This is a genomic window from Sphingobacterium sp. 2149 (assembly GCF_031455655.1).
Lineage (GTDB): Bacteria > Bacteroidota > Bacteroidia > Sphingobacteriales > Sphingobacteriaceae > Sphingobacterium.
On record NZ_JAVDTD010000012.1, the window covers coordinates 208,258 to 232,941 of the forward strand.

Sequence of the window (24,684 nt, forward strand, 5' to 3'; positions counted from 1 at the left end):
CAATAACTAACAAATATTAACTAGAATCATTTATTTTAAAACTCTATAATCAATGAGAAAATTTGTACTATTTTCTGTTGCTCTTGGATTGAGTTTTCCTTCTGAATCCTATTCTTTTACTAAAAAAGAAGGTACGTTGAACAGTGGTAATTTAACAAGCGCTCTTCTACGTTCTTCTGCAAAAGGTGCGGTTCAAAATACGGTGCAAGGTACTGTAAAGGATGGAAAAGGTCCAGTCTCTGGGGTAAGTGTATTTTTGATTGGCGGTACTGCGTCAACAAAGACCGATGCTCAAGGACAATTTAAAATTACAGCTGCCGTGGGGAGCAAGTTGCGTTTTTCATCTGTTGGATACGTGACGAAGGAAGTTACCGTAACTTCAGGTTCGCTTGATGTGACGCTAGCAGACGATAATCAAGCGTTGGATGAAGTTGTGGTGGTGGGGTACGGTACTCAGAAAAAAGGTAACTTAACTGGTGCTGTTTCTACTATTAACGTAAAGGATAATCTTCAGGGCCGTGCTATTGCAGATGTTGGCCGCGGTATTCAAGGTACGACACCGGGTCTGACTGTTGTGGTGCCTAGTGGAGAAGTTGGTTCCGATCCGGTGATGAAAATCCGTGGTCAAATGGGTTCGATTGCTGGGGGATCTAGTCCGCTTATTTTATTGGATAATGTGGAGATTCCAAGTATCCAATTGGTTAATCCTGCTGATGTCGAGTCTATTTCGGTACTGAAGGATGCAGCTGCTTCTTCTATTTATGGTGCTAAAGCTGCATTTGGTGTGGTATTGATTACCACAAAAAAAGGAGCAAAGGGTGGCGATAGCTTCAATATCAATTATTCCAATAACTTCTCCTTTCAGAACTCTGCCGTAGATTATAATATGGGCGATGTGAATGCGCTCAAATATTCTTTGGAAGCAGCTGAACGTGTCGGGGAATCTGAGACAGGTGCTTTTTACAAAATTAACCGCGAAAGCTATCAGCGGGCATTGGATTGGAAAAAGAATTACGGTAACTCCATTGGTGCTAATGATCCTACTGTTTATGGCCGTGATTGGTATGTCAATCCTGCCGAACCTACTAAAAAGTATGGTGTTCGCACCTACAACGTAGAGGATTATATGATCCGTAAGGCTGCCCCTACTTCTCAGCATGATTTAAGTATTTCGGGTACATCTGGTAAGACACAATATAATTTGAGCATGGGTTTGTTGAGTCAGTCTGGTATGATGAAAACAACGGATCATGACAAGTTTAACCGTACAAATGCGGCATTGCGCATATCCTCTGATATTAATAAATATTTAACGGTGCGCGGTGGTGCTATGGTGTCGCGCCGTAAAAAAGAGTACCCTTATACAACAAGTTCAACCACCGCAGATCCGTGGTTGTATCTCTATCGCTGGAGCTCATTGTATCCGATGGGGTATGACGACAGAGGTAATATGATTCGTAGCCCATGGAGTGAGACGTCTTCCGCAAATACGGCGAGTTTCCAAAATAACTACATCAATTTGAATTTAGGAGCAACTGTGAATATCAAGAAGAACTGGAAAGTTGATTTTGATTACACATTCTCCAATCAAGAGGAAATCACAACGCAGCCTGGTACACGTTTTACTGCGGCAGATTCTTGGGTTGCGGGTGTAGCAAGAAAAGATGCTTCGGGTAATCCGATCTATGTAAATTCTGATGGTCAGGTGGTTGCTGCAGGTGCTACAGGAGCGATGGCTGCATATGATCTGAATTACTATACATATACGGCTAATGGAGCAAATCCTGATCACTTTTTGAGAGCTTCAGGTGCTCGTCGTAATAATACTATCAATGCGTTCACGACCTATGATTTAAATCTGGACGATGATCATGATTTCAAATTTATTGCCGGTGTTAACCGTGTGACGTTGGATTATGATATGAACTCTTCGCAAACATTTAACTTATTGGATATTCGTAATCCACAATTGGGTTTCGGTGTAAATACGTCTGCGCAATTGGCGAAAGGTGATGCTGCATGGGAGGCACAACTAGGCTATTTCGGACGTGTAAATTATGCCTATAAAAATAAATATCTTGTGGAGGCAAACATTCGCTATGATGGTTCTTCGAAATTTCCGAAAGATTTGAAATGGCAATGGTTCCCATCTTTCTCGGCAGGTTGGGTAGCTTCGGAAGAGAGTTTTATGGAATGGGCTAAGCCTACACTTAATCAGTTGAAGTTTAGAGGTTCGTGGGGATCTATTGGTGATCAAACTGTACCTCCAAGTTTATACACATCGACCATGATACCGGGGGATGTAGCTTGGTTGGGTGCTGACGGTAGCCGTTATTTTACGATTGGAACTCCTTCGGCAGTAAGAAGTGAATTGAAGTGGCAGCGTATTGAAACGACAGACATAGGTTTGGATATGCGCATGTTCAAAAATAAATTGGGATTAGTTTTCGATTGGTATAGAAGAGATACTAAAAACATGATCGTCCCAAGTGGTGATGTTAGTGCAACTTTTGGAGCTCCTGCACCACAGGGTAACTTTGGCGCCTTACGTACACAAGGATGGGAACTCGCTTTAGATTTTAACCATCGTTTTGAAGGCGGCTTTGGCTTTAATGTCAGAGGAACGTTATCGGATGCGAAAACGACTATTCTGCAATATACAAACACGCGGGTAATTTCAGATTACTATAATGGTAAAGATGTGGGTGAAATCTGGGGTTATCGTACTGATAGATTATATCAGGCGGGTGATTTTGAATATGGTTCGGATGGTAAGCTAGTTACGACAACAGTGGCAGGTAAAGTGATGAATAAACTTTCAGATCCGAATGGTGCTTACAATACCTTCCCGACAAGCAGTAATTTTAAATTTGGTCCTGGTGACGTGAAATTTACTGATTTGAATGGCGATGGTCAGATTAATGCCGGAGCTGGTACCCTGGATGATCATGGTGATATGGAAATCATCGGTAACGAAACACCGCGTTATGAATATGGCTTCCGTTTGGGATTTGACTATAAGGGCTTTGATCTTTCTGGATTTATGCAGGGGGTTGGAAAGCGTCAGATCTGGGGTAATGGTTTCTTGACGATTCCAGGTTATAACGCTTCGGATGGTGCTATGCCTTCAGCAATCGCTGATAATTTCTGGTCTGCAGACCATACAGGTGCTTTCTATCCGAGAGCATATAATAATGCGGCAAGCAATGATGCAAACAATATGGTTAAACAGTCCCGTTACCTATTGGATATGTCGTATTTACGTATTAAAAATATCACATTGGGTTATACCTTTCCGTCGACATTGACGCGAAAAGCATTTATCAAAACGGCAAGAGTATATACTTCATTGGAAAACTTCTTCACTTTTGATAAGCTGAACGGCTTACCGGTAGACCCAGAGGCAATCAATGGATTTTCTATTTTTAATGCTACAAATTATAACTCGGGTAGAACAGGTGTTGGTACACCAATGTTTAAGTCGGTGTCGTTTGGTGTTCAGGTTAATTTTTAAAATTTACAACAATGAAATTTACAAAGAAAATAGCATTTTTGGCGCTTGGAGCAACGTTGGTGCTATCATCCTGTAATAAAGACGTGCTTGATCGTAATCAGTTGACAAGCTTGGAAGATGATAAAGGTTGGGGCAACGAACTTGCGCTGCGTCTGTACGCTAACGGGTTTTATGCCAATTATTTTACAGGATATAATACAGGTTTCGCTACGGCTTATGCGCCGGTAACAGGTTATAACTTTTCGGATGATCTCACGAAGAAAAATATTCAGGATAATTTTGAGAATACGATTCCTACAAGTCGAAAAAATCAATATTCCAGCACGATAGCTTTAATGGAAACTCCTGAAATGATCCGTGAGTATGCGGGTCCGACTTGGAGTTTTACTTATGTGCGCAAAGCAAATATCTTTATCGACCGTATTGAGAACAAAACCAAACCGAATATCAATGATGAAACGTACCGTCATTGGATGGCGGTAGCTCGTTTTTTCAGAGGGTTTGAATATAGCCGATTGGTCGAAGTGTTTGGTGACGTACCTTATTATGATAAGGAATTGAAAGATACTGAACTGGATTTGATGTACAAGGATCGCGACAGCCGTGCGGTAGTGATGGATCATGTGTATGACGATTTTCAGTATGTACTGGATAATATGCGTACAAATGATGGTAAGCAATATTTGAACAAATATGTGGCGGCATCGTTTATCTCCAGACTGATGTTGTTTGAAGGTTCCTTTTTGTATTATCACAATTTAGATAAGGAAAGAGCAAAAAAATACCTTGAAATGGCACAAAAAGCCGCGGAAGTTGTTATGGCTTCCAATGCCTATAATTTTAGCAGTGATTTCAAAAGCTTATTTGCTTCGGAAGATTTAAGTGCTAATAAGGAGGTAATTATGTATCGCGCTTATGATGCTACGAAGAGTGCAACGCATAGTGTAGGATCGTATAGTAATGGTACAGAAGGCCAGAGTAATGCTGCTAATCTTGTGTTGATTAAATCTTTTATCTGTAACGACGGTAAGCCATGGCAAAGTTCTTCTTTGGCAAATGCAAATAGCTTTACGCTGAAAGATTTGGCGCTTACGCGTGATCCACGTTTTGAGGCTTCCATCTACGAGAAACCTCTAACATCTTCGTCGACACTTTTCTATGCGTATAAGTTTGCATCCCGAGAAGCTTTGGGTTATTTGGGCAAAACTTATCCAGCAGCTTGGGCTTCCAGTACAAATACCTCGGATGCTCCTGTGATCCGCCTGGCGGAAGTTGTGCTGAACTGGGTTGAGGCGAAGCAAATTTTGGCAGAAGGTTTCGGTGGTGTTGCAGTGACACAGACTGATATCGATAAATCCATTAATGCGATCCGTAATCGTCCACTTGATGCTGTTGCGGTTGCAAAGGGTGTTCAGAAAACAGCTCCATTGCAAGTTGGCGCCATTGCAAATGATCCTTCCCGCGATGCTGACGTTTCGCCGTTAATGTGGGAAATCAGACGTGAGCGACGTATGGAGTTTGTTTATGAAGGATTACGCCTGCTTGATATCAAGCGTTGGAAGAAGTTGAATTACATGGATTTCAGCAAAAACAACGACTATTTCTTGGGTCCTTGGATCAATGTTAAACAAGATATGCCGGCCTTGTTGGTGGATAGCAAAAAAGGTTTGTTGAAAGTGGTGGATGCGAATGGTAATACCATTTCGTATGATGGTACGAATGGCGATAAGTTAATTGGTTATTATCGCGTTGAGGACGTACGCAACCGGGAATCATTTACAGATCGCTCTTATATTGCGCCTGTTGGATTAGAGCAGGTGAATGAATATGCTGCCAAAGGTTATAAGTTAACCCAAACTAAAGGGTGGTAATTTAATTTACATATCTATTAAGCCTTGTCTATGTTTGTAGACAAGGCTTTTTTATGCTCTGATAGCGAATGCTGTCTAGGCGCATCTAAACCAATATCTAACATTACTTTTGCATAAAAATGCATTATTATTTCTGTTTTATGCATAAAAACGCTATTTTTAAGAAAACATTACGCATGAGGTTTCCAATTATTACCTTTTTTATTGCATTATCCTGCATTTTTAATGTCTCGATTGCACAGCAGTCTTTCAAATTCGCTCACGTGACCGATACGCATGTTGGCGGTGCAACAGGAGCGGAAGATTTGCGACGTACAGTAAAGGATCTAAATACGGTGAAAGATATTGATTTCGTGATACTGTCTGGTGATATCACCGAGTTTGGTGCTGATCACGAGCTCAAGCTGGCTAAGCGGATTTTGGATAGCTTGCAGCTTCCCTGGTATGTTATTCCGGGGAATCATGATGGAAATTGGTCTGAAAATGGAGCGAATACGTTTCGCACCGTTTTTGGTGGTGAAACTTTTTTCTTCAAGCACAAAGGCTATGCATTTATGGGGACCAATTCTGGTCCAAACATGCGGATGAGCCCTGGTCAGATTCCGCGTGAAAATCTGGTCTGGATGGACGCTGTTTTTGCCGCGAATCCGGATAAACAGCTACCATTGATCTATATTAACCACTATCCACAAGATTCATCGTTGAATAACTGGTTTGACGCCTTGAAAAGGGTTAAAACACGGAATGTTCAACTGGCAATTTGTGGGCATGGGCATATCAATAAATTATACGATTGGGAAGGAATTCCTGGTGTAATGGGGCGCTCTAATCTGCGGGCAAATAAGGAAATTGGTGGTTATAATATTGTAACCATAGCAGATGGTAAGGCCACTTATCAAGAGCGTAACCCGGGGTTGGGTACGCAAGAAAAGCCTTGGCTCGTTGTTCCTCTTTTCAACCATCATTTTGAAAATGAAACCGCGACTTACCCAAGACCTAGTTACGCTGTCAATACAAAATATGCCAATCAAGTTAAGGTCAATTGGACTTTTGAAGATGCAAGTGATATCGGAGCGGGACTGACGGTTTACAAAAATAGCGTGATTACATCAAACACTGCCGGAGATATCTTTGCGCTCGATTTAAAGACCGGCAGGAAGTTATGGGCATTCCGTACTGGTGGTAAAGTGTATTCCACGCCAGCAGTTTCGAAAGGAATCGTGGTGGCTGGATCATCGGATCATGCAATTTATGCAGTGGATGCTCGGAATGGTCGATTACTGTGGAAGGTGCAGACAGAGAAGGCGGTTTTGGGATCGCCATTACTACACGATGGTGTTGCTTTTATCGGCGGTTCTGATGGTAAGTTTAGAGCGTTGGATATTAAAACAGGTGCTGTAAAATGGAGTTTTGATCAGGTCAAAGGATTTGTGTCAACATTACCGACCTATTATTTGGGCAATGTAATTTTCGGTTCATGGAGTAATGGGTTTTATGCCCTGAATGCCAAGACAGGTCGTCTTTCCTGGGAATGGAACAATGGACAGGCCAATCGCATGTTTTCTGCTGCTGCATGTAATCCAGTCGGCGTAAATAATCGTGTTTTTGTGGTTGCGCCCGATCGTTTTATGACAGCGCTGGATGCGAAATCAGGAGCAGTTATTTGGCGGGAAAAAAGAGATACGATCCGAGTGCGGGAGTCGATGGGACTTTCTGCAGATCGTAAATTGGTTTATGTAAAGACAATGGATGGTGATCTGTTGGGTGTATCGGTGGCCGGAAACAGCATGGATGTTGTTTGGAAGTCTGCATTGAAGTTGCCTTATGAGTTGACGCCGTCGGCTATTAATACAAACGGTAGATTGGTGTTTGTGCCGAGTCATTCGGGTTTACTTTCTGCAGTAAGCGCAAAAACAGGCGAAGTTGTATGGCAATATAAAATATCTAATGGAATGCTAAATCCCGTTGCAATAAATGGTCAAAAAGGTGTGATTGCGAGCACAATGGATGGTAAAATAGTGTCGTTAGCATTTTAAACAATTGGACGTAAAGATCTTTTTTGAAAATAAATGCCTTGATATGATAAAAAAATGTCTAAACTTCTTAAATTTACGTCAAGCTTTTATGCTTGTTTTTGCATGTTTTGTTTGTAACTTTGCGAAAGCACAGCAAAATGCTTGGATTAGAATAAACCAATTGGGCTATACTCCGGCAAGTAAGAAGGTTGCAGTATGGGGTGGAAAATCAATCAGGCAGCTTCGTTCTTTTGAGATTAAAAATGCAAAAACAGGTAAAACCGTGTATGTGCATCCTGTTGGAAAAGATTATGGGGCCTACGGTCCTTTTATTCAAAGTTTTCGTTTTGATTTTTCTGCCGTACAAGATACAGGACGCTTCTTTGTTCAAGCTGACGACGTAAAATCAGCAACATTCCGAATTGCACGGGACGTTTATCAAGGGGCCGCAGATTTTGTATTGCGATATATGCGACAACAACGGACATTATTCAACCCTTTTCTGCAAGATAGTTGCCATACACACGATGGTTTTACACTTTACGCTGGAAAGGTGGGTATTCAAGATAGTTCGTATATCGATGCTGGTGGTGGTTGGCACGATGCTTCTGATTACTTGCAATATGCGACAACCTCGGCAAATGCAACATTTCACTTGCTTGCTGCCTATCGTGATTTTCCAAGAGTGTTTAGTGATCGGAAGCTGGCGAATGGGCTTGATGGTAAAAATGGTCGTGCGGATGTTCTGGATGAAGCGAAATGGGGGTTAGATTGGTTGTTGAAAATGCATCCCAAGGCTAATGAAATGTACAATCAGATTGGAGACGACCGGGATCATGCCAGTATGCGGATGCCTAAGGAAGATCCGTATTATGGACGTGGATTTGAAAGGCCGGTGTATTTTATCGATGGTGCGCCACAACAGCGGGGCAAGTATATGAACAACACGACCGGTACAAGCTCTACTGCGGGTAAATTTAGCAGTGCTTTTCGCCTCGGGGCGACGTTGTTTGCTAAGGAAGATCGGAAGTATGCCAAACTGCTGTCGAAGAAATCAGCGTCCGCCTATGCCTATGCCAATATTAAGCCCGGCGTGACACAGACGGTTTCTGTGAAATCGCCCTATATTTATGCAGAGGACAATTGGGTGGATGATATGCAGTTGGCTGCTGCAATGGAGTTTTCAGCGACAAAGAAAAAGAAATTTGCCCAAGAGGGTTTACAATATGCCAGACAGGAGAAGGTGACACCTTGGATGATAACCGATACTGCCGCTCACTATCAGTGGTATCCGTTTATCAACCTTGGACATTATGAACTGGCAAAAGGATTAAAAGGGCAAGATCGCGAGGAGATTGTTTCTTACTATAAGCAAGGGATTGAGGAAGTTAATCGCAGAGCAGAGTTAAATGCCTTTTATCGGGGAGTTCCCTTTATCTGGTGCAGCAATAATTTGACTGTCTCTTTTGCCATCCAATGTTTGTGGTACAAGGAACTGACAGGAGATGCACAATTTGATGAGCTCGCTCAGGCTAATTTTGACTGGTTGTTTGGGACAAATCCCTGGGGAACAAGCATGGTTTATGGTCTTCCATCTTGGGGCGATACACCTGTGGATCCGCATTCGGCATTCACGTTTCTGGGAAAGCACCCGATCGACGGAGGTTTGGTTGATGGCCCTATTATGGCATCAACTTATCGCAATTTGATTGGTATCAAGCTGAATAATCCCGATCGTTATGCGGAGTTTCAAAGTGATTTGGCCGTCTATCACGATGATTACGGGGACTATAGTACCAATGAGCCGACCATGGATGGAACAGCTTCTCTCATTTATTTGCTTGCTTCAAAAGAGGGTAAGGCCATGGAGGAGCCTATTGGAAAAAAGTAACCCAGGATATTTTTGGTGCTATTGTCCGGGGCGACTCGACAACACAAAAGGTGGCGCTGATGTTTACTGGTCATGATTTGTCGGAAGGTACTTCAGCAGTGTTGGATGCCTTAAAACGTCATCATGTAAAAGGTTCATTTTTCTTGACAGGTGATTACCTCAGAAATCCGACCTTTAAACCGTATGTGCGTCGGATGTTAAGGGATGGTCACTATGTCTCGGGGCATTCGGATAAGCATCTTTTGGTCAGCGACTGGGGAAGTAGAAGTGTGTTATTGGTTACACGCGACTCTTTTGTGACTGATGTAAAGGCTAATCTGAATGCATTGCAAAGTGCAGGTATTAATAGCCGAAATCTGTCCTATTATATTCCTTCGTATGAATGGTATACGACTGAAACGGTCAATTGGGCAAAAGCGTTGGGGCTATCTTCGGTTAATTATACACCCGGAATACGGACAGCGGCCGATTATACGTATCCTGAAATGGGGGTTCGTTATTTGTCATCGGAAGTGATTCTCGACAATCTGTGGTCCTACGAGGCACGATTTGGGCTTAACGGGTTTATGCTGTTGATTCATATGGGAACGGATGACCGGCGTAAAGATAAACTGTATCATCATTTGGATGATATCATTCGCATATTAAAGGGAAAAGGGTATCAATTTGTAGATGTGCCCGATTTATTGAAATAAAGAAATACAATACATACTAATAATGGTAAATACAACGGAGAAAGATTCGAATTATCAGGATTTGGACAAGATGTCTGTGCATGAATTATTGACTAATATCAATAATGAGGATAAATCTGTGCCACTTGCTGTAGAGCAGGCTATCCCTCAGATTGAAGCATTGGTTAAGGTCACTGTGGAGAAAATGAAGGCTGGTGGTCGAACTTTTTATATCGGCGCTGGTACGAGTGGCCGTCTAGGCGTGTTAGATGCATCTGAATTACCTCCAACTTACGGTGTGCCATTTGAATGGATAATCGGCTTGATCGCCGGTGGCGATACCGCAATTCGGAAAGCGGTTGAATTTGCAGAAGATGATCTGGAGCAGGCCTGGAAGGATATGGAAGCCTATGATATCGATGAGAACGATGTTGTGGTGGGTATTGCGGCTTCTGGCACGACTCCTTATGTGATTGGTGGATTGAAAACCGCAAATGAAAAAGGACTTGTGACAGGATGTATCGTCTGCAATGGTGGCTCTCCTATTGCGGAAATAGCGCAATATCCTGTCGAAGTAATTGTGGGACCAGAATTCGTCACTGGGTCTACACGCATGAAATCGGGTACTGCACAGAAGCTGGTATTAAATATGTTTAGCACCGCAGTTATGATCCAATTGGGTAGGGTCAAAGGGAATAAGATGGTCGATATGCAATTGTCAAATCATAAGCTGGTAGGTCGTGGTGTGCGTATCATTATGGATCAAACAGGGGCGCCCGAGGATGAAGCTGCTGCTTTGCTTGAGCAGTTCGGGAACGTGAGACAGGCGATAGAATCCTATCAGGCAGCGCATTGACTATAACCAATTACTAATCACCTATTTTAAAAACAAACTATGTCACCAGTAATATTATTATCTTTTATAATAATCTATTTTGCGGTTTTGCTAGCAGTTGCGCACTTTACCTCAAAGGGAGCTTCTGATAACTCTACTTTTTTTGTTGCAAACCGTAATTCTAAATGGTATATGGTCGCCTTTGGGATGATCGGTACCGCACTCTCCGGCGTAACTTTTATTTCAGTTCCCGGTGCCGTCGGTGCTTCCGAATTCAGCTATTTCCAATTCGTTCTTGGCAATGCAGTGGGGTTTGTCATTATTGCCTACGTATTGCTTCCGCTCTATTACCGAATGAATCTGACGTCTATCTATACCTATTTGGAAGAGCGTTTTGGGCACACTACTTATAAAACTGGTGCCGCTATTTTTTTGGTTTCCCGAACGATAGGTTCCGCATTTCGTCTATATTTGGTCGCCATTGTATTACAGCATTTTATTTTTGATGCCTGGAATGTGCCTTTCGCGATTACGGTCGTTATATGTTTGGTGTTAATCTGGATGTATACCAATAAGGGCGGTTTAAAAACGATTATCGTAACAGATACCCTACAGACTACCTTCTTAGTGACTGCTGTCATTCTTTCCATTTATTTTATGGCAAAAGGATTGGATTTTGGTATTGTGGATACTTTTGAGGCCGTGAAAGAAAGTAGCTACTCCAAGATCTTTTTCTGGGATGATTTTGTGGGCAGTAAAGCAAATTTTTGGAAACAATTCTTGGGAGGAATTTTTGTGACCATTGCGATGACAGGGCTCGATCAGGATTTGATGCAGAAGAACTTATCGATGGGGACCATTAAAGAGGCGCAAAAAAATATGATCACTTTTACAAGCGTTTTTGTGGTCATTAATATTTTCTTTTTGGCTGTAGGCGCTCTGTTGTATATCTATGCGGCTAAAAACGGTATTGATGTCACCCAGTTGGCCACGCGTGATTATTTGTATCCGGAAATTGCATTGAACCATTTGACCATCGTTCCTGCCATTATTTTTATGATGGGTTTGACAGCTGCTACTTTTGCAACGACGGATAGTGCGCTAACGGCCTTAACGACTTCTTTTTGTGTAGACTTTTTGAACTTCAATAAAAAGGAAAACCCCAATGATCCAGCTTTGATCAAACAGCGTAACTATGTGCATTTTGGCTTTTCTATTGTGATGTTATTGGTTATTCTTGTCTTTAAGCTCATCAATGACGATTCGGTCGTCAATGCAATTTTTACCGCGGCGAGCTATACCTATGGACCTTTATTGGGCTTATTTGTTTTTGGGATTTTTACAAAATATGCGGTGCGGGATAAGGCTGTACCTTACATCTGTATCCTTTCGCCAACTATATTATTTTTGCTTAAGACCTATATTATCGAGGTGCATACGCCTTATGTTATCGGATTGGATCTAATTATCATTAATGGCTTTATTACATTTGTGATGCTTTTGATCAGTACGCCGGGTAAAGCTAGCGAAAGCGCATTGTCCCACAACTAATACATTTTGGCTATAAAAAGTTTCTCCATTGGTGAGAAGATGTAAATACAAGTATTGATTTGATTTGTACGTACAGAAAAATTAAGTTAAGTTTGATATACTTAGTTTTTCTGTACGTATGTATCATAGCATAAATGAGACTACGGAATTTATCCGTAGAAAAATTGGAGATTTTACTCCAGAGTTCGGTATCATCCTAGGTACCGGTTTAGGTAAATTGGTTGATGAGATTGAAGTCGAGTATCAGCTGATGTATTCCAATATACCTAATTTCCCTATTTCAACTGTTGAATTTCATTCTGGTAAGCTTATTTTTGGCAAGCTGAGTGGCCGTAATGTGGTCGCCATGCAAGGAAGGCTACATTACTATGAGGGTTACGATATGCAGCAGATTACATTTCCAATCCGTATTATGAAGGTGTTGGGGATAAAAAAATTGTTTGTTTCAAATGCTGCCGGATCGCTAAATCCTGAGGTAAAAAAGGGTGACCTCGGCATTATTGAAGACCACATCAACTTATTGCCCGACAATCCACTTCGCGGACAAAATCTGGCTGAGTTTGGCCCACGATTTCCGGATATGAGTGAGCCGTATAACCAGGAGATGATCGCACAGGCTCTTGAAATTGCGAGCCAACACACGATTACTGCACGAAAAGTTGTTTATGTTTCTTCTGCGGGTCCTAATTTGGAAACCAAAGCGGAGTATCGCTATATGCGTTTGATCGGTGGGGATGTGGTCGGTATGAGTACGGTTCCGGAAGTTATCGTTGCCAATCATATGGGGCTACCGGTATTTGCCATTTCGGTTGTTACGGATGAAGGCTTTCATGAACAGCTTAAACCTGTATCCCTGCAGGAAATTGTTGCAGTTGCGGAGAAAGCAGAACCTAAAATGACATTAATTTTGAAAGAATTAATAGCTTTGCAATAAATTGCATTTTTATATGCCATCTTTTCAGGGTAACGGTGTTCGATTGGTGGGCATTGTAGGTAATTTGTTCATTCCGGTGAATTTAGCTTTTTTGGTTTTTATATAATTTTAGATGAAGTTGTTTGTACGCATTCTTGCCGCATGGTGTTTTTTATTTATTTATTCCATGGATGTCATTGCGCAGAGCAAAGAGGATTGGAGCAGTGCATTGGATTCGGCGAGAGCCAAGGAGGACGGAAAAAAGGATTCTGTTATCCTATCGGCCAAGTATATCCGCTATGCAACATTGGATATGTTGAAAAAAGGCACCTATACAAGACAGATTGACACTTCACATCATAATTACCAATATTATAACCCGCAAAATTTACCTTGGAATCCCAGTGTGAATCTCGGTTCTTATGGTCTGGCTACGCGCGACCTGCTGTTTCAGCCTAAAAAAACCATTGGATTTCAGTCTGGTTTTACCGCATTGGAGCGTTATTTACTAAATCCTGATTCGGTTCAATATTTTAGGGCACGGGCCAGATACTCTGAGTTGTCAGCGGTGGGGTTTTTCTTTAATGATCAGGTTTTTAGGGCTCGGGTAGCGCAAAATATCAATTCCCAATGGAATATGAATGTGGATTTCCATTCGACTAAAACGGATGGTTATTACCTGAATCAGAATTACTCCGACTTAAAGGCTTCAATTGCCTCGTGGTACGAATCAAAAAATAATCGGTATAACCTGTTGATCAATGCGGTATTTAACCGGTTGGATGCCATGGAAAATGGCTCTATTACCGAAGATCGCCCGTTTGCACCTGAAAACAGACAGGCTCCAAATCGTTTTAACCCTAAATTTGGCAATTCTGACAAGAATGTGATTCCACGATCCAGATGGTGGGATAAATCATTTTTTCTAAGACAGTCGCTTTACGTGGGGCGATTGGATACCATTGATAAAGGTAAGCCCACCATGGAGATTCGGCCTACCAATAGCATGGCGCACAATACCCGTATTAGAAGACAAACCTATAACTTCTTCAAGAATACGGATGATCAGAATGCAGTGTTGCCCTACAACAACAAAGCCTTGGCATTAAATAATGATAAGACCCTGATTACAAATGTTTCGAATGAGTTTGAATACAACTTTTTCCTCCGTGGGAAGTCGGTATTTAAGAATGAGGCAAAATTAAACCTGGCCTTTCAGCACGATATGAACTGGGTGGAGCAAAACCAGCTCGATTCCAATCGCTATTATAATAACCGTGCGGCTTATCCGCAGGCGATTAATAAATTGCCAGATAGCACCACGTTTGATCGCTTTTACCAAAATGGCATCGTAAAGGGCGAATTGGGCTATCAGTTTTCCGACCGTCTTGATTTTAGTTTGAAGGCGAATCAGATTGTATTCGGTCACAATTTTGGGGATTTTTTATATGATGCCAAAGCGGATATCGCTATGGGCGATAAAATCGGAAAGGTAACGCTATCTGCGTATTCACAGAATAAGTCCCCTGAGATGGTTTTTGAGAATTTAAATTATACGTATGCAAAATGGAATGATTTGAATCTTAAAAAGACTAAAATTCAGAATCTAGGTTTTCAATATGCTAATCCGATGCTTGGTTTTCATGGTAAGGTTGAATATTTCCTGATGAATAATTATACGTATTTTGCAGAGCGGCCCAATCCGCAGGACGATCCTAAAAATGACAAATGGATTGTTCCGACCCAATTGGATAAGGCCAATTTATTGAAGGTAACGGTCGGACAAAAATTTAAATTGAACCATTTTACTTTAGACAACCTGGTTGTCTATCAAAAGACAGACCAACAAGACGTATTGGCGGTCCCCGAATTGTATACTTGGCATAGTTTGTATTACAGCAATCTTTTCTATAAAGTAATTGATTACAGCATTGGTTTGGATGCGAAGTTTAATACACCTTATGCAAATCCAAATTATTCGGTTGGTACAGGACAATTTTACAATGCATATAAGCAAATCGAGTTTTCGACTTATCCAATTATGGATTTGTGGATTACAGCAAACATACAACGGGTAAACATGTTTTTGAGCTATAATTTTTTAAACCAGAACTTCTATCCACACGGATACTACACGGTTCGGCGCTATCCGATGAATACCGCCAACTTTAGGTTTGGAATTTCGTGGAAGTTCTATGACTAAAAATTATTTCGGTGTTTCTTAGCTTGTTGTGATCGTTAGGGCATAAAATCTTATAAAATAATTTTGAGAATAGAATTTTTAAGCTATATTTGCACACGCAATTAGGGAACGGCGTTCTTTAAAAAAGTATGGAGGCTTAGCTCAGCTGGTTCAGAGCATCTGCCTTACAAGCAGAGGGTCACAGGTTCGAATCCTGTAGCCTCCACCATACAAAGTCGGAGAATTAGCTCAGCTGGTTCAGAGCATCTGCCTTACAAGCAGAGGGTCACTGGTTCGAATCCAGTATTCTCCACCAATCCAAAACGGAGGCTTAGCTCAGCTGGTTCAGAGCATCTGCCTTACAAGCAGAGGGTCACAGGTTCGAATCCTGTAGCCTCCACAAAGCATCATTGACTGGTGCTTTTTTTTCGTTAGGGGGTTTAGCTCAGCTGGTTTAGAGCACTACCTCGACAAGGTAGGGGTCACTGGTTCGAACCCAGTAATCCCCACAATAAAAAAAAGCGTTCATCATGAACGCTTTTTTTTATGCATTGAATTGCCTGTAAATTTCGAAATTCCCTTTCAGGTAGTTAGTCTGCTTTGGGAATCTCTTGTGGTTATTTTATTGTTAGTTCTTCTTTTTACCTAGCTTAATGCCGTAGCCTGTCGTCCATTCAATAAAGTCGGCTTTACCTCCATGGGCTTTAATAGAAACGCCAGCAAAGAAATCTTTGTAGACTTTATAGCGTACACCTACTCTAAGGTATATGGGCATGCTCTCGCCATTGAATTTGTTGCGATGCAGGTAGGCCCCTACATTTCCGTTGATATACAATCTGGAGTTTAAAACATGGTCGATGTAGAACGCTGGTCCATACGAAAATAAGGCTGAAAATTTGCCAGCTTTGTCGCCTGCCACCTTTTCATCATTCCCGCTGGCAGAATAGAATGCATCAACCCCAGCGCCGAGGCGCCATTTGTAGCCCAAATGTCTGCTATAATAAGCTCCCAACATCGATTTAAAATATTGGCTATCATGCTCCCGATCGATCTGCTTGAAACCAAAGGCATAATTGAAATGTAGCTCTTCGGTTTTCTCCATCGGGGGAATATGCGTTTTTCTGTAGTCAAATGGCTTGTCTGTTGGTGTATACGAAACGGATAAACTCAAAGGGACGAGATTTATCCCTGTATTGGGTAATGCCAGTGCTCCATTGCTGAAGTGGTGAAATGCCGCGCCAGCACCAACCTGAAAATGTTTGTTTAACCGATAGTTGGCCTGAATTCCGAAATCAATAAAAACGTTGTTTTTACTGCCGATAAGGAGGTTGAAAGGGTTATCTTCTTCGTTATAGGGGTTGAATCTGCCGGAGAGACCGAGGGCAATCCGATAATTGAAATTCCATCTCGAATTTACTTTTGGTCGAATGGGGATAGCCACAAAGCCGTATGCGGCAAAAGGCTGGCCCAGATGTTCCTGTCCAAAGGTGCTGCTATAGATACCGATACCGTAGATCGGATAGTTGTACAGTTCATTGTAGATGCTTTTTATTGAATCTTGAAACTGGGTTTGAAAACCTACTCTGAAATTTAACCCATTATAGTAAGAATCAGCTAGTGTTTCTTTGGAGCGTTCATTGAATTTAAGTTCGCCGCCGCTTTCATGTTCAAGTTGAAATATAAGTCTTTTCTTGGCTGGGATAAGGCTTTGTAAAGTGTCTGTTGAAGTTTCTATTCGAGGTGTAACCTGGGCTGTGGTACGAAAGGAAAGCAGTGCCAAGGTTACAAAAGCAAGTATTCTTGATGTCATGAAATAAAACGTTAGCGTTTTTTAAAATTTTTGCAAAAGTAAGCATGATATACCATTGTAACAAAAGTATTTAAACGGATGGGATATAAAGGTATCAAAACTGCCCGTTTTTAGCTACAGCTTTTTAATCCGACACAGGGAATTGTGCCCTTCGTTGTCACGATATCAAATGGATAAATAATTGTGGGTTATGCCTTTAATTATATTGCATATAAAAAGCAATTTATCTAAGTTTGAGCTGAAAAGAAAAAGGAAATATGATTAAAAACCTATTTAGAATTACTGCTGTTACGTTTGTACTAACAACAGCGGGGGGTGCTTTGTTTGCTCAGCACGCCAAATTTAATTGGAAAGAAGCATCTGAAGGGGGGTATACCTACAAGTACGTAACCAACGATCCTACTCATTCGCGGTTCTATAAGTTAAAAAATGGCTTAACTGTAATATTGAGTCCCACCAAAAAGGAACCCCGTATTCAAACGTACATCGCTACAAAGGCGGGTAGTAAAACAGATCCGAAAGATCATACTGGTTTAGCGCATTATCTGGAGCATATGCTATTCAAAGGAACAGATCAATTTGGGTCGAAAGACTGGAACAAAGAAAAGCCGCTGCTGGACCAGATTGATGCGCTCTATGAGAAATACAATAGTACAACAGACGAAACCGAACGGAAAGCAATTTATAAGGAGATTGATCAAGTGTCTGGAGAGGCTGCTAAATATGCGATAGCCAATGAGTACGATAAATTGATGGCGTCGATGGGGGCCGAAGGAACGAATGCTTTCACTTCATTTGAACAGACTGTTTATCAAGAGCAAATTCCTAGCAATGTGCTGGATAAATATCTGGCAGTGCAGGCGGAAAGGTTTAGAAATCCGGTATTGCGCTTGTTTCATACCGAGCTTGAAGCTGTTTATGAAGAGAAAAATATAAGTCTCGATAAAGATAATCGTAAGGCCGTGGAATCGATGTTTTCAGCGGCTTTTCCTGATAATAATTATGGAAAGCAGACCACAATTGGGACTGTTGAGCATCTTAAAAATCCGTCGTTGAAGGCAATTCGGGAGTATTTCCATACGTATTATGTCCCTAATAATATGGGTGTTATTATGTCGGGTGATTTTGATCCTACTGAGGTCGTTAAAAAAGTGGATAAGAGCTTTGCTTTTATGCAGCCCAAAGAGATTCCTGCCTACACTTTTGATGCTGAAAAACCAATTTTGACACCTATTGTCCGTGAGGTCAAAGGTCCGGATGCAGAGTTTATGCTGATGGGATTCCGTTTTCCGGGTGCTGCAACGAAGGATGCCCGCATGCTCAATTTGATGAGTCAGATCTTGACGAACGGATCTGCGGGTCTGATCGATCTGGATTTGGTGAAGAACCAAAAATTGTTGGGTGCTGGTGCTTTTCCTTACGTATTAAAAGATTATTCCTTGCTGCTACTACAAGGTAATCCTGGTCAGGGACAGCGCTTGGAAGAGGTAAAGCAGCTACTGTTGCAAGAATTGGCGAAATTGAGAAAAGGTGATTTCTCGGATGATCTGATAACCGCAATTGTCAATAATGCAAAGAAAGATGAAATTAAACAGAACGAAAGCTATGGCGACCGCGCTGAATCATTGATGGATGCCTTTACTTCTGGTCAAGATTGGGCATCTGTTGTGGGGTATTCGGATGAGTTAAATAAGATTACCAAGCAAGATGTGGTGGACTTTGCAAACAAATACCTGAACGACAATAATTATGTTGTCGTTTATAAACGTAAGGGGGTGGACAACAGTGTAGTTAAGGTTGTTAAACCAGAGATTACGCCTGTAACGGTCAATCGTGACGACCAATCCGATTTCCTAAAGCGGGTTGAAGCAATGCCGGAGGATAAAATCCAGCCGGTATGGGTAGATTATGATAAAGCTATTCAGAAAGCTACTGCAAATGGACTGCCAGTGCTTGCTGTAAAGAACTCAGATAATGAGCTGTTTTCCCTGTCTTATCGTTTTGATGGTGGAAAATGGGGTAATAAGTTATTGGCTTTAGCTGCTGGTTATCTTGAATTTTTGGGTACAAAGGATAAGTCAAGTGAACAGTTTAGCAAAGATTTTTATCAATTAGCTTCTGATTTTTCGGTGTCTGCCGGTAACGAAGAGACCATGGTGTCGATTTCGGGTTTAAATTCAAACTTCACGGCCACATTGAACTTGATCCAAGATTTGTTGCGCAATTGTGTTGCTGACCAGGAAGCTTTCAAAATGTATATTGCCCGTGCAAAAAAAGCGAGAGCAAATGCGAAAGAAAGCAAGACTGCAATCATGGAGGGCTTGAAATCCTATGCAAAATATGGTGCTAAAAATCCATTTAATAATGTGTTTACAGATGCTGAATTGGATGCTTTAAAAGCGGAAGACTTGGTGAAGGTGTTGCACGATTTGGTTAATATGAAGCATACAATGCTTTATTTTGGTCCGTTATCGGCTACGGAATTTGTGGCGAAAGCGAAGCCTTTAAAACAAAGTACCGGAGCCTACGTAGCGGCAAAAAAGGCGGTTGTGTTTGAAGAGTTACCAACAACCAAGAATCAGGTGCTTTTTGCTGATTTTGATATGAAGCAAGCTGAGGTGTTTTGGTATAGAAGTTCAGAAGCTTACGACAGTGCCCTGACGCCTACAGTTTCGTTATTTAATAATTATTTTGGCGGCGGCATGGGAAGTATTGTTTTTCAGACTATCCGTGAGTCAAAAGCTTTGGCATATTCCACTTATGCTTATTATGGCCAACCGTATAAAAAAGGCAATCGGTATACGGTAGGAGCTTACGTCGGCACACAGGCAGATAAGTTTAACGATGCGATTAAAGGCATGAACGAGTTGTTGGATGTATTGCCTGAAAGTGCTAAAGGACTGGATATCGCGAAAGTTAGTCTAGAAAAGTCAATTGCCAGTGAGCGTGTGTTGAATGCTGCTATTTTAGGGAGTTATTTGGCAGCACAACGCTTGGGAAATACAACTGATATTCGTAAAGTCGTCTACGAAGAGGCACCGAAATTAACGTATGACAATCTGCATGCTTTTCATAAAAAGGAAATGAGTCAAAAGCCCTATGTTTATTGTATCGTAGCGAAAGAAGACAGTCTTAAGCCAGCTGATCTCGCCAAATTAGGCGAAGTTAAGAAGCTGGATCTAAAAGAGATTTTTGGGTATTAGCTCAGCCGCTATTAGCGTAGCCTTTATACACCTGAGAGAAGCCTTCAGTGATACTGAAGGCTTCTTTTGGTATGGGGTTATTAGAATCGGATAATTTCATCAATCTGCTCATTGATGAATTGCAGTGTATCTTCCTTAAATAACTCTCCGTCATCATTCAATTCATTCTGAACGCCGGGTATAAAAATCTTGAGTGGAAGTACATGCATTCTTAAATAGTTGCATATCCCAGTGAGATGATCGATTCCACGGAGGTTGCCATAGCGTCCAGAAGATAGTCCGACCAATGCAACTTTCTTGTGATAAAAGCTGATCGGAAATGTGCAGCAGTCAATAAAAAGCTTGAGTGCTCCGGGTATACTTCCGTTGTATTCTGGGGCGATGAAGATAAACAGTTCCGCTTTACTGACCTTTTCTTGGATAGGTTCGAATGCTGTGCTTCTTTTGCCATAAAGATCTGTCTCTAAAATGTTTGCTGGTAGATCTTCCAAAGAAAAAATGTCACTTTCAATTGACTTACGATCAAGTATTTGCTTGTAGCACTTTGCTATTTTTAACGTCTTGCTATTGGGGCGGTTTGTTCCGGATATTATTAAAATCATTGTGTTGTTGGTACTTATAAAAAGCGCAATTTCAAAGTGGATACATATCTCGATTTTTTGTATCTTAGCATCCTGAGGATATGTGCTTTTGCTTCGTCAAAAGTACGAAATATGCTGAACTTGTTCTGTTAATTTGAGTTGCGGATAGAGATTTTGGCAAATTGATCTTCAAAAAAGTGACATGTGGGATAAAATGACATTTTAATTAAGAAAGATTTTCATTCAGATGGGAAAAGTAATTGCAATCGCAAATCAAAAGGGTGGGGTCGGAAAAACCACAACGTCAATTAATTTGGCGGCTAGTTTGGCGGTTTTAGAATATAAAACATTGTTAGTGGATGCAGATCCTCAAGCAAACTCTACTTCTGGGATTGGCTTTGACCCGCGTACAATCACCGCAAGTGTATATGAATGTTTGGTAAATGATTTGGATCCCCGGGAGGCTATCCAATCGACAGAAACGCCAAATCTTGACCTTTTGCCTGCTCATATCGATTTGGTTGGGGCAGAAATTGAGATGATCAATATGCATGAAAGGGAGTACAAGATGAAAAAAATCTTGGATCAGGTGAAACATGATTATGATTTTATTATCATTGACTGTTCGCCTTCTTTGGGCTTAATTACAATCAATGCACTGTCTGCTTCGGACTCCGTCATCATTCCTGTACAGTGCGAATACTTTGCTTTAGAGGGTCTTGGTAAATTATTAAACACGATTAAGATTGTTCAAAATCGTTTAAATACGAGCTTGGAGATTGAAGGGATTTTGTTGACCATGTACGATGTCCGTTTGAGGCTGTCTAATCAGGTGGTCGAGGAAGTGAAAACACATTTCACGGATTTAGTTTTTGATACGATTATTCAGCGGAATACCCGTTTGAGCGAAGCTCCAAGTTTTGGAATTTCTGTTATCATGCATGATGCGTCCTGTAAAGGGGCAATCAATTATTTGAATTTGGCGCGTGAGATCTTACAGAAAAACGGGCATCTTAGTGAAATGAATAAAACAGTAACCGCATAATATGGCAGCACATCAGCGTAAAACAGGACTGGGAAGAGGTTTAGGTGCGCTATTAAACGATAGTGTAGAAGTTCCTGCTAAAAGTAATCAGCAAGTGGAAGAAGCTCCTCAAGTTACAACCACAGCTGTAAAAACAACGAATGAGAATGGCAGTATTAGCCATGTCCGTGTAGAAGAAATAGCTGTCAATCCTTTTCAACCGAGAACAGAATTTGACCCGGTTGCCTTACAGGAACTGTCGGAATCTATTCGTCTACAGGGGTTAATTCAACCCATCACCGTACGTAAAATTTCGGATGGTAATTATCAATTGATTTCCGGCGAACGTCGTCTCCGTGCTTCACGTTTGGCTGGCATTACCGAAATTCCAGCATATATCCGTACAGCCAACGACCAGCAGATGCTGGAAATGGCTTTGATTGAGAATATCCAGCGGGAGAACTTAAATGCGATTGAAGTAGCCTTGAGTTTTCAGCGCATGATTGAGGAGTGTAATTTAAAGCAGGAAGAGCTGGGAGAGCGTGTGAGTAAAAACCGGTCTACTGTCACAAATTATCTTCGTTTATTGAAACTTCCGCCTGTCATTCAAGCGGCGATACGGGATGGAGCATTGACCATGGGACATGCTCGCGCATTGATTAATATTCCTGAAGTTGATAAGCAGCTTTATATCTTTAAGTTGATTATTGATCAAGGTTTATCTGTTCGTAAGGCCGAGGAATTGGTTCGTGAACTACAAAAAGGTGGTAAGAAAAAGGCTGGAAAGGATAAAGCTCCGATGTCTTTTCAACTACAGAAAATTGAAGATGATCTGGCATCTAAATTCTCTTCGCGTGTCAAATTGAATCTCAAGAGTACCAAAGGGAAAGGTGCTATCGAGATCCCTTTTGAATCAGAGGATGATTTAAGTCGCATTCTAGAATTATTAGATTGGTAATATGGCCAAATTAATAAGCTTGATACTTGCAGTGTTTGCGCTGGCGATAGTACATGGGCAGACGGTGGATTCCATTGCGAAGAAACAAGTGGCACCTGTAAAAATAGATAGCATAAAGCAAAAAGGGGTACAGGATACTGTAAAGAAAGAATCTAGGAAAGAACGTAAAAAGCGGGAGAAAGAGGAAGCTAAGGCAAAGGAGAAGGTGGTGTTCAAAGATTCGACCCGCTTGGCTATTGAAGCAAAAAATAAGCAAGCCTGGAAACGTTCTTTGGTTCTTCCCGGATGGGGACAATATACAAATGGAGGCGTTTGGTGGATAAAGGTCCCTGCAATTTATGGCGGGTTATTGACAACTGTGCTTGTTTTTGATTTTAATAACCGTTATTATAAAGAATTGTTGGGGGTATTGCAAGACAAGGCTCTTGGAAGGCCAATCGATCCATATTATCTCAACGTTTCCGAGCAGTCTATCATTCGTGCAAAAGATAATGCGCGGCGAGATCGCGATCTCATGGTGCTTCTTACTTTGGGAGTGTATGGCCTTAACGTCGCCGAAGCCTATATCGACTCGATGCTTAAATATCGTTGGAGCATTGGTGATGATAAGCCTAAAAAGACTGCTTTATTAATTGGACCGACTCTAATGGATGCCAGTCTCGCGTCGGGAACTTATTCGTTTAAACCAACTGTTGGACTTAAATTGACCATGAAATTCAATTAAAATCTGATTTCTTCAACCTCATATTTCGATCGAAAATGACTGTTGATGTGGGGATGTATAATCTGAATTTCAGTAATATTAGTTTTACACGGTCTGTAAGATCAAGGATTATGGTTTTTAAATAGGGGTATTTCATTGAAATTTTTTAATTTTAAAAATAAACTATACTTTTTTCTGAATATATGAACATCATTCTCTTGGGATATGGCAAAATGGGGCAGATTATCGAAAGATACGCACTAAAAAGAGGCCATCAAATTTTTTTAGTTGTGGATGAACATAATCGTCCTAACCTGACTGCTGATGATATGAGAGGAGCTGATGTCGCGATAGACTTTAGTGTGCCTTCTGCAGCATTGGATAATATAAATCTTTGTCTGGAAGCAGGGGTGCCTATTGTGGTAGGGACAACGGGCTGGTACGATCAATTGGAAGATGTTAAGGCGAAGTGTTTGGCGTTTGGAGGTTCGATTTTGTACGGGTCTAACTTTTCTATCGGTGTGAACGTGTTTTTCCATATCAATCGCATGTTGGCAAAAGCATTACAACCTTACAAGCAATATGATGTTCAAGTCGAGGAAATTCACCATATCCACAAATTGGATGCTCCGAGTGGTACCGCAATAACCATTGCTGAGGGGATATTGGAGAATAGTGATGTGAAGACCAACTGGGTGAATACTGTCGTTGGCGAGCAAGATGAAATTATTCCAAAGCCCCAAGAACTTTTGATAGAAAGTCATCGCATTGAAGAAGTTCCGGGAACACATACGGTACTTTATAGTTCGGAGGTTGACCAGATAGAATTTAAGCATACTGCACATAGCCGTGATGGCTTTGCTTTGGGTGCTGTTGTTGCTGCGGAATGGTTAAATGGTAAAAAAGGCTTTTATCAAGTTACAGAGATTTTTGATTTTAATAAATAGTACTAATTAGTA

Annotated in this window: 17 protein-coding genes and 4 tRNA genes; 18 read left to right on the forward strand and 3 right to left on the reverse strand. The window is 41.2% G+C overall.

The annotated features are described in order from the left end of the window. The first annotated feature begins 52 nt into the window (after positions 1-52). Together J2X77_RS18220 and J2X77_RS18225 are read left to right on the forward strand one after the other, a co-directional pair. Positions 53-3,514, forward strand: coding sequence for a TonB-dependent receptor (locus J2X77_RS18220; RefSeq protein ID WP_310081913.1), 3,462 nt, complete (start codon positions 53-55; stop codon positions 3,512-3,514). An 11-nt stretch (positions 3,515-3,525) separates the two neighbouring features. Continuing rightward, complete coding sequence (locus J2X77_RS18225; RefSeq protein ID WP_209578507.1) at positions 3,526-5,385, forward strand: RagB/SusD family nutrient uptake outer membrane protein; 1,860 nt, start codon at positions 3,526-3,528, stop codon at positions 5,383-5,385. 17 nt (positions 5,386-5,402) lie between these two features. On the opposite strand, the gene J2X77_RS18230 is transcribed toward J2X77_RS18225, so the two are convergent. Continuing rightward, complete coding sequence (locus J2X77_RS18230; RefSeq protein ID WP_310081915.1) at positions 5,403-5,531, reverse strand: hypothetical protein; 129 nt, start codon at positions 5,529-5,531, stop codon at positions 5,403-5,405. Positions 5,532-5,561: 30 nt separating this feature from the next. Between J2X77_RS18230 and J2X77_RS18235 the strand changes: the two genes are divergently transcribed. From J2X77_RS18235 to J2X77_RS18285, 11 genes are all read left to right on the forward strand, one after another. Beyond that, positions 5,562-7,421, forward strand: a complete 1,860-nt coding sequence (locus tag J2X77_RS18235) for a PQQ-binding-like beta-propeller repeat protein (protein ID WP_209578508.1) — start codon at positions 5,562-5,564, stop codon at positions 7,419-7,421. A 43-nt stretch (positions 7,422-7,464) separates the two neighbouring features. After that, the gene (locus J2X77_RS18240) at positions 7,465-9,291 is read left to right on the forward strand and encodes a glycoside hydrolase family 9 protein (RefSeq protein WP_310081917.1); all 1,827 of its coding nucleotides are present in this window, start codon (positions 7,465-7,467) and stop codon (positions 9,289-9,291) included. 59 nt (positions 9,292-9,350) lie between these two features. Continuing rightward, a complete protein-coding gene (locus tag J2X77_RS18245) occupies positions 9,351-9,986 on the forward strand; it encodes a polysaccharide deacetylase family protein (protein WP_293884155.1) in 636 nt (211 codons plus the stop codon). Positions 9,987-10,008: 22 nt separating this feature from the next. Further along, entirely contained in the window at positions 10,009-10,821 is an 813-nt protein-coding gene (murQ, locus tag J2X77_RS18250) for an N-acetylmuramic acid 6-phosphate etherase (protein ID WP_209578509.1), read from the forward strand. Positions 10,822-10,860: 39 nt separating this feature from the next. Then, complete coding sequence (locus J2X77_RS18255) at positions 10,861-12,351, forward strand: sodium:solute symporter (protein WP_209578510.1); 1,491 nt, start codon at positions 10,861-10,863, stop codon at positions 12,349-12,351. A gap of 118 nt (positions 12,352-12,469) precedes the next feature. Continuing rightward, positions 12,470-13,285 (forward strand): purine-nucleoside phosphorylase, encoded by an 816-nt coding sequence (locus tag J2X77_RS18260; RefSeq protein ID WP_209578511.1) that lies wholly within the window; start codon positions 12,470-12,472, stop codon positions 13,283-13,285. A gap of 112 nt (positions 13,286-13,397) precedes the next feature. Continuing rightward, positions 13,398-15,467, forward strand: a complete 2,070-nt coding sequence (locus tag J2X77_RS18265; protein WP_209578512.1) for a putative porin — start codon at positions 13,398-13,400, stop codon at positions 15,465-15,467. 130 nt (positions 15,468-15,597) lie between these two features. Beyond that, positions 15,598-15,675, forward strand: a tRNA-Val gene (locus J2X77_RS18270). A gap of 9 nt (positions 15,676-15,684) precedes the next feature. Then, positions 15,685-15,762, forward strand: a tRNA-Val gene (locus tag J2X77_RS18275). Positions 15,763-15,771: 9 nt separating this feature from the next. Then, positions 15,772-15,846: transfer RNA gene (locus tag J2X77_RS18280), tRNA-Val, on the forward strand. Between the two features lie 34 nt (positions 15,847-15,880). After that, positions 15,881-15,955, forward strand: a tRNA-Val gene (locus J2X77_RS18285). A 119-nt stretch (positions 15,956-16,074) separates the two neighbouring features. Here J2X77_RS18285 and J2X77_RS18290 read toward each other — a convergent pair. Next, complete coding sequence (locus J2X77_RS18290; RefSeq protein WP_209578513.1) at positions 16,075-17,256, reverse strand: acyloxyacyl hydrolase; 1,182 nt, start codon at positions 17,254-17,256, stop codon at positions 16,075-16,077. 257 nt (positions 17,257-17,513) lie between these two features. Between J2X77_RS18290 and J2X77_RS18295 the strand changes: the two genes are divergently transcribed. Then, on the forward strand, positions 17,514-20,459 hold the full coding sequence (locus J2X77_RS18295; protein WP_293938068.1) for a pitrilysin family protein: 2,946 nt from the start codon (positions 17,514-17,516) through the stop codon (positions 20,457-20,459). Positions 20,460-20,539: 80 nt separating this feature from the next. Here J2X77_RS18295 and J2X77_RS18300 read toward each other — a convergent pair whose 3' ends face one another. Further along, the gene (locus tag J2X77_RS18300) at positions 20,540-21,061 is read right to left on the reverse strand and encodes an NADPH-dependent FMN reductase (RefSeq protein ID WP_209578515.1); all 522 of its coding nucleotides are present in this window, start codon (positions 21,059-21,061) and stop codon (positions 20,540-20,542) included. Positions 21,062-21,287: 226 nt separating this feature from the next. On the opposite strand from J2X77_RS18300, the gene J2X77_RS18305 reads away from it, so the two are divergent. From J2X77_RS18305 to dapB, 4 genes are all read left to right on the forward strand, one after another. Beyond that, positions 21,288-22,085 (forward strand): ParA family protein, encoded by a 798-nt coding sequence (locus J2X77_RS18305; RefSeq protein ID WP_209578516.1) that lies wholly within the window; start codon positions 21,288-21,290, stop codon positions 22,083-22,085. A gap of 1 nt (position 22,086) precedes the next feature. Beyond that, complete coding sequence (locus J2X77_RS18310; RefSeq protein ID WP_209578517.1) at positions 22,087-23,022, forward strand: ParB/RepB/Spo0J family partition protein; 936 nt, start codon at positions 22,087-22,089, stop codon at positions 23,020-23,022. A gap of 1 nt (position 23,023) precedes the next feature. Next, the gene (locus tag J2X77_RS18315; RefSeq protein WP_209578518.1) at positions 23,024-23,746 is read left to right on the forward strand and encodes a DUF5683 domain-containing protein; all 723 of its coding nucleotides are present in this window, start codon (positions 23,024-23,026) and stop codon (positions 23,744-23,746) included. Positions 23,747-23,928: 182 nt separating this feature from the next. Further along, entirely contained in the window at positions 23,929-24,672 is a 744-nt protein-coding gene (gene dapB / locus J2X77_RS18320; protein ID WP_209578519.1) for a 4-hydroxy-tetrahydrodipicolinate reductase, read from the forward strand. Positions 24,673-24,684 lie beyond the last annotated feature (12 nt).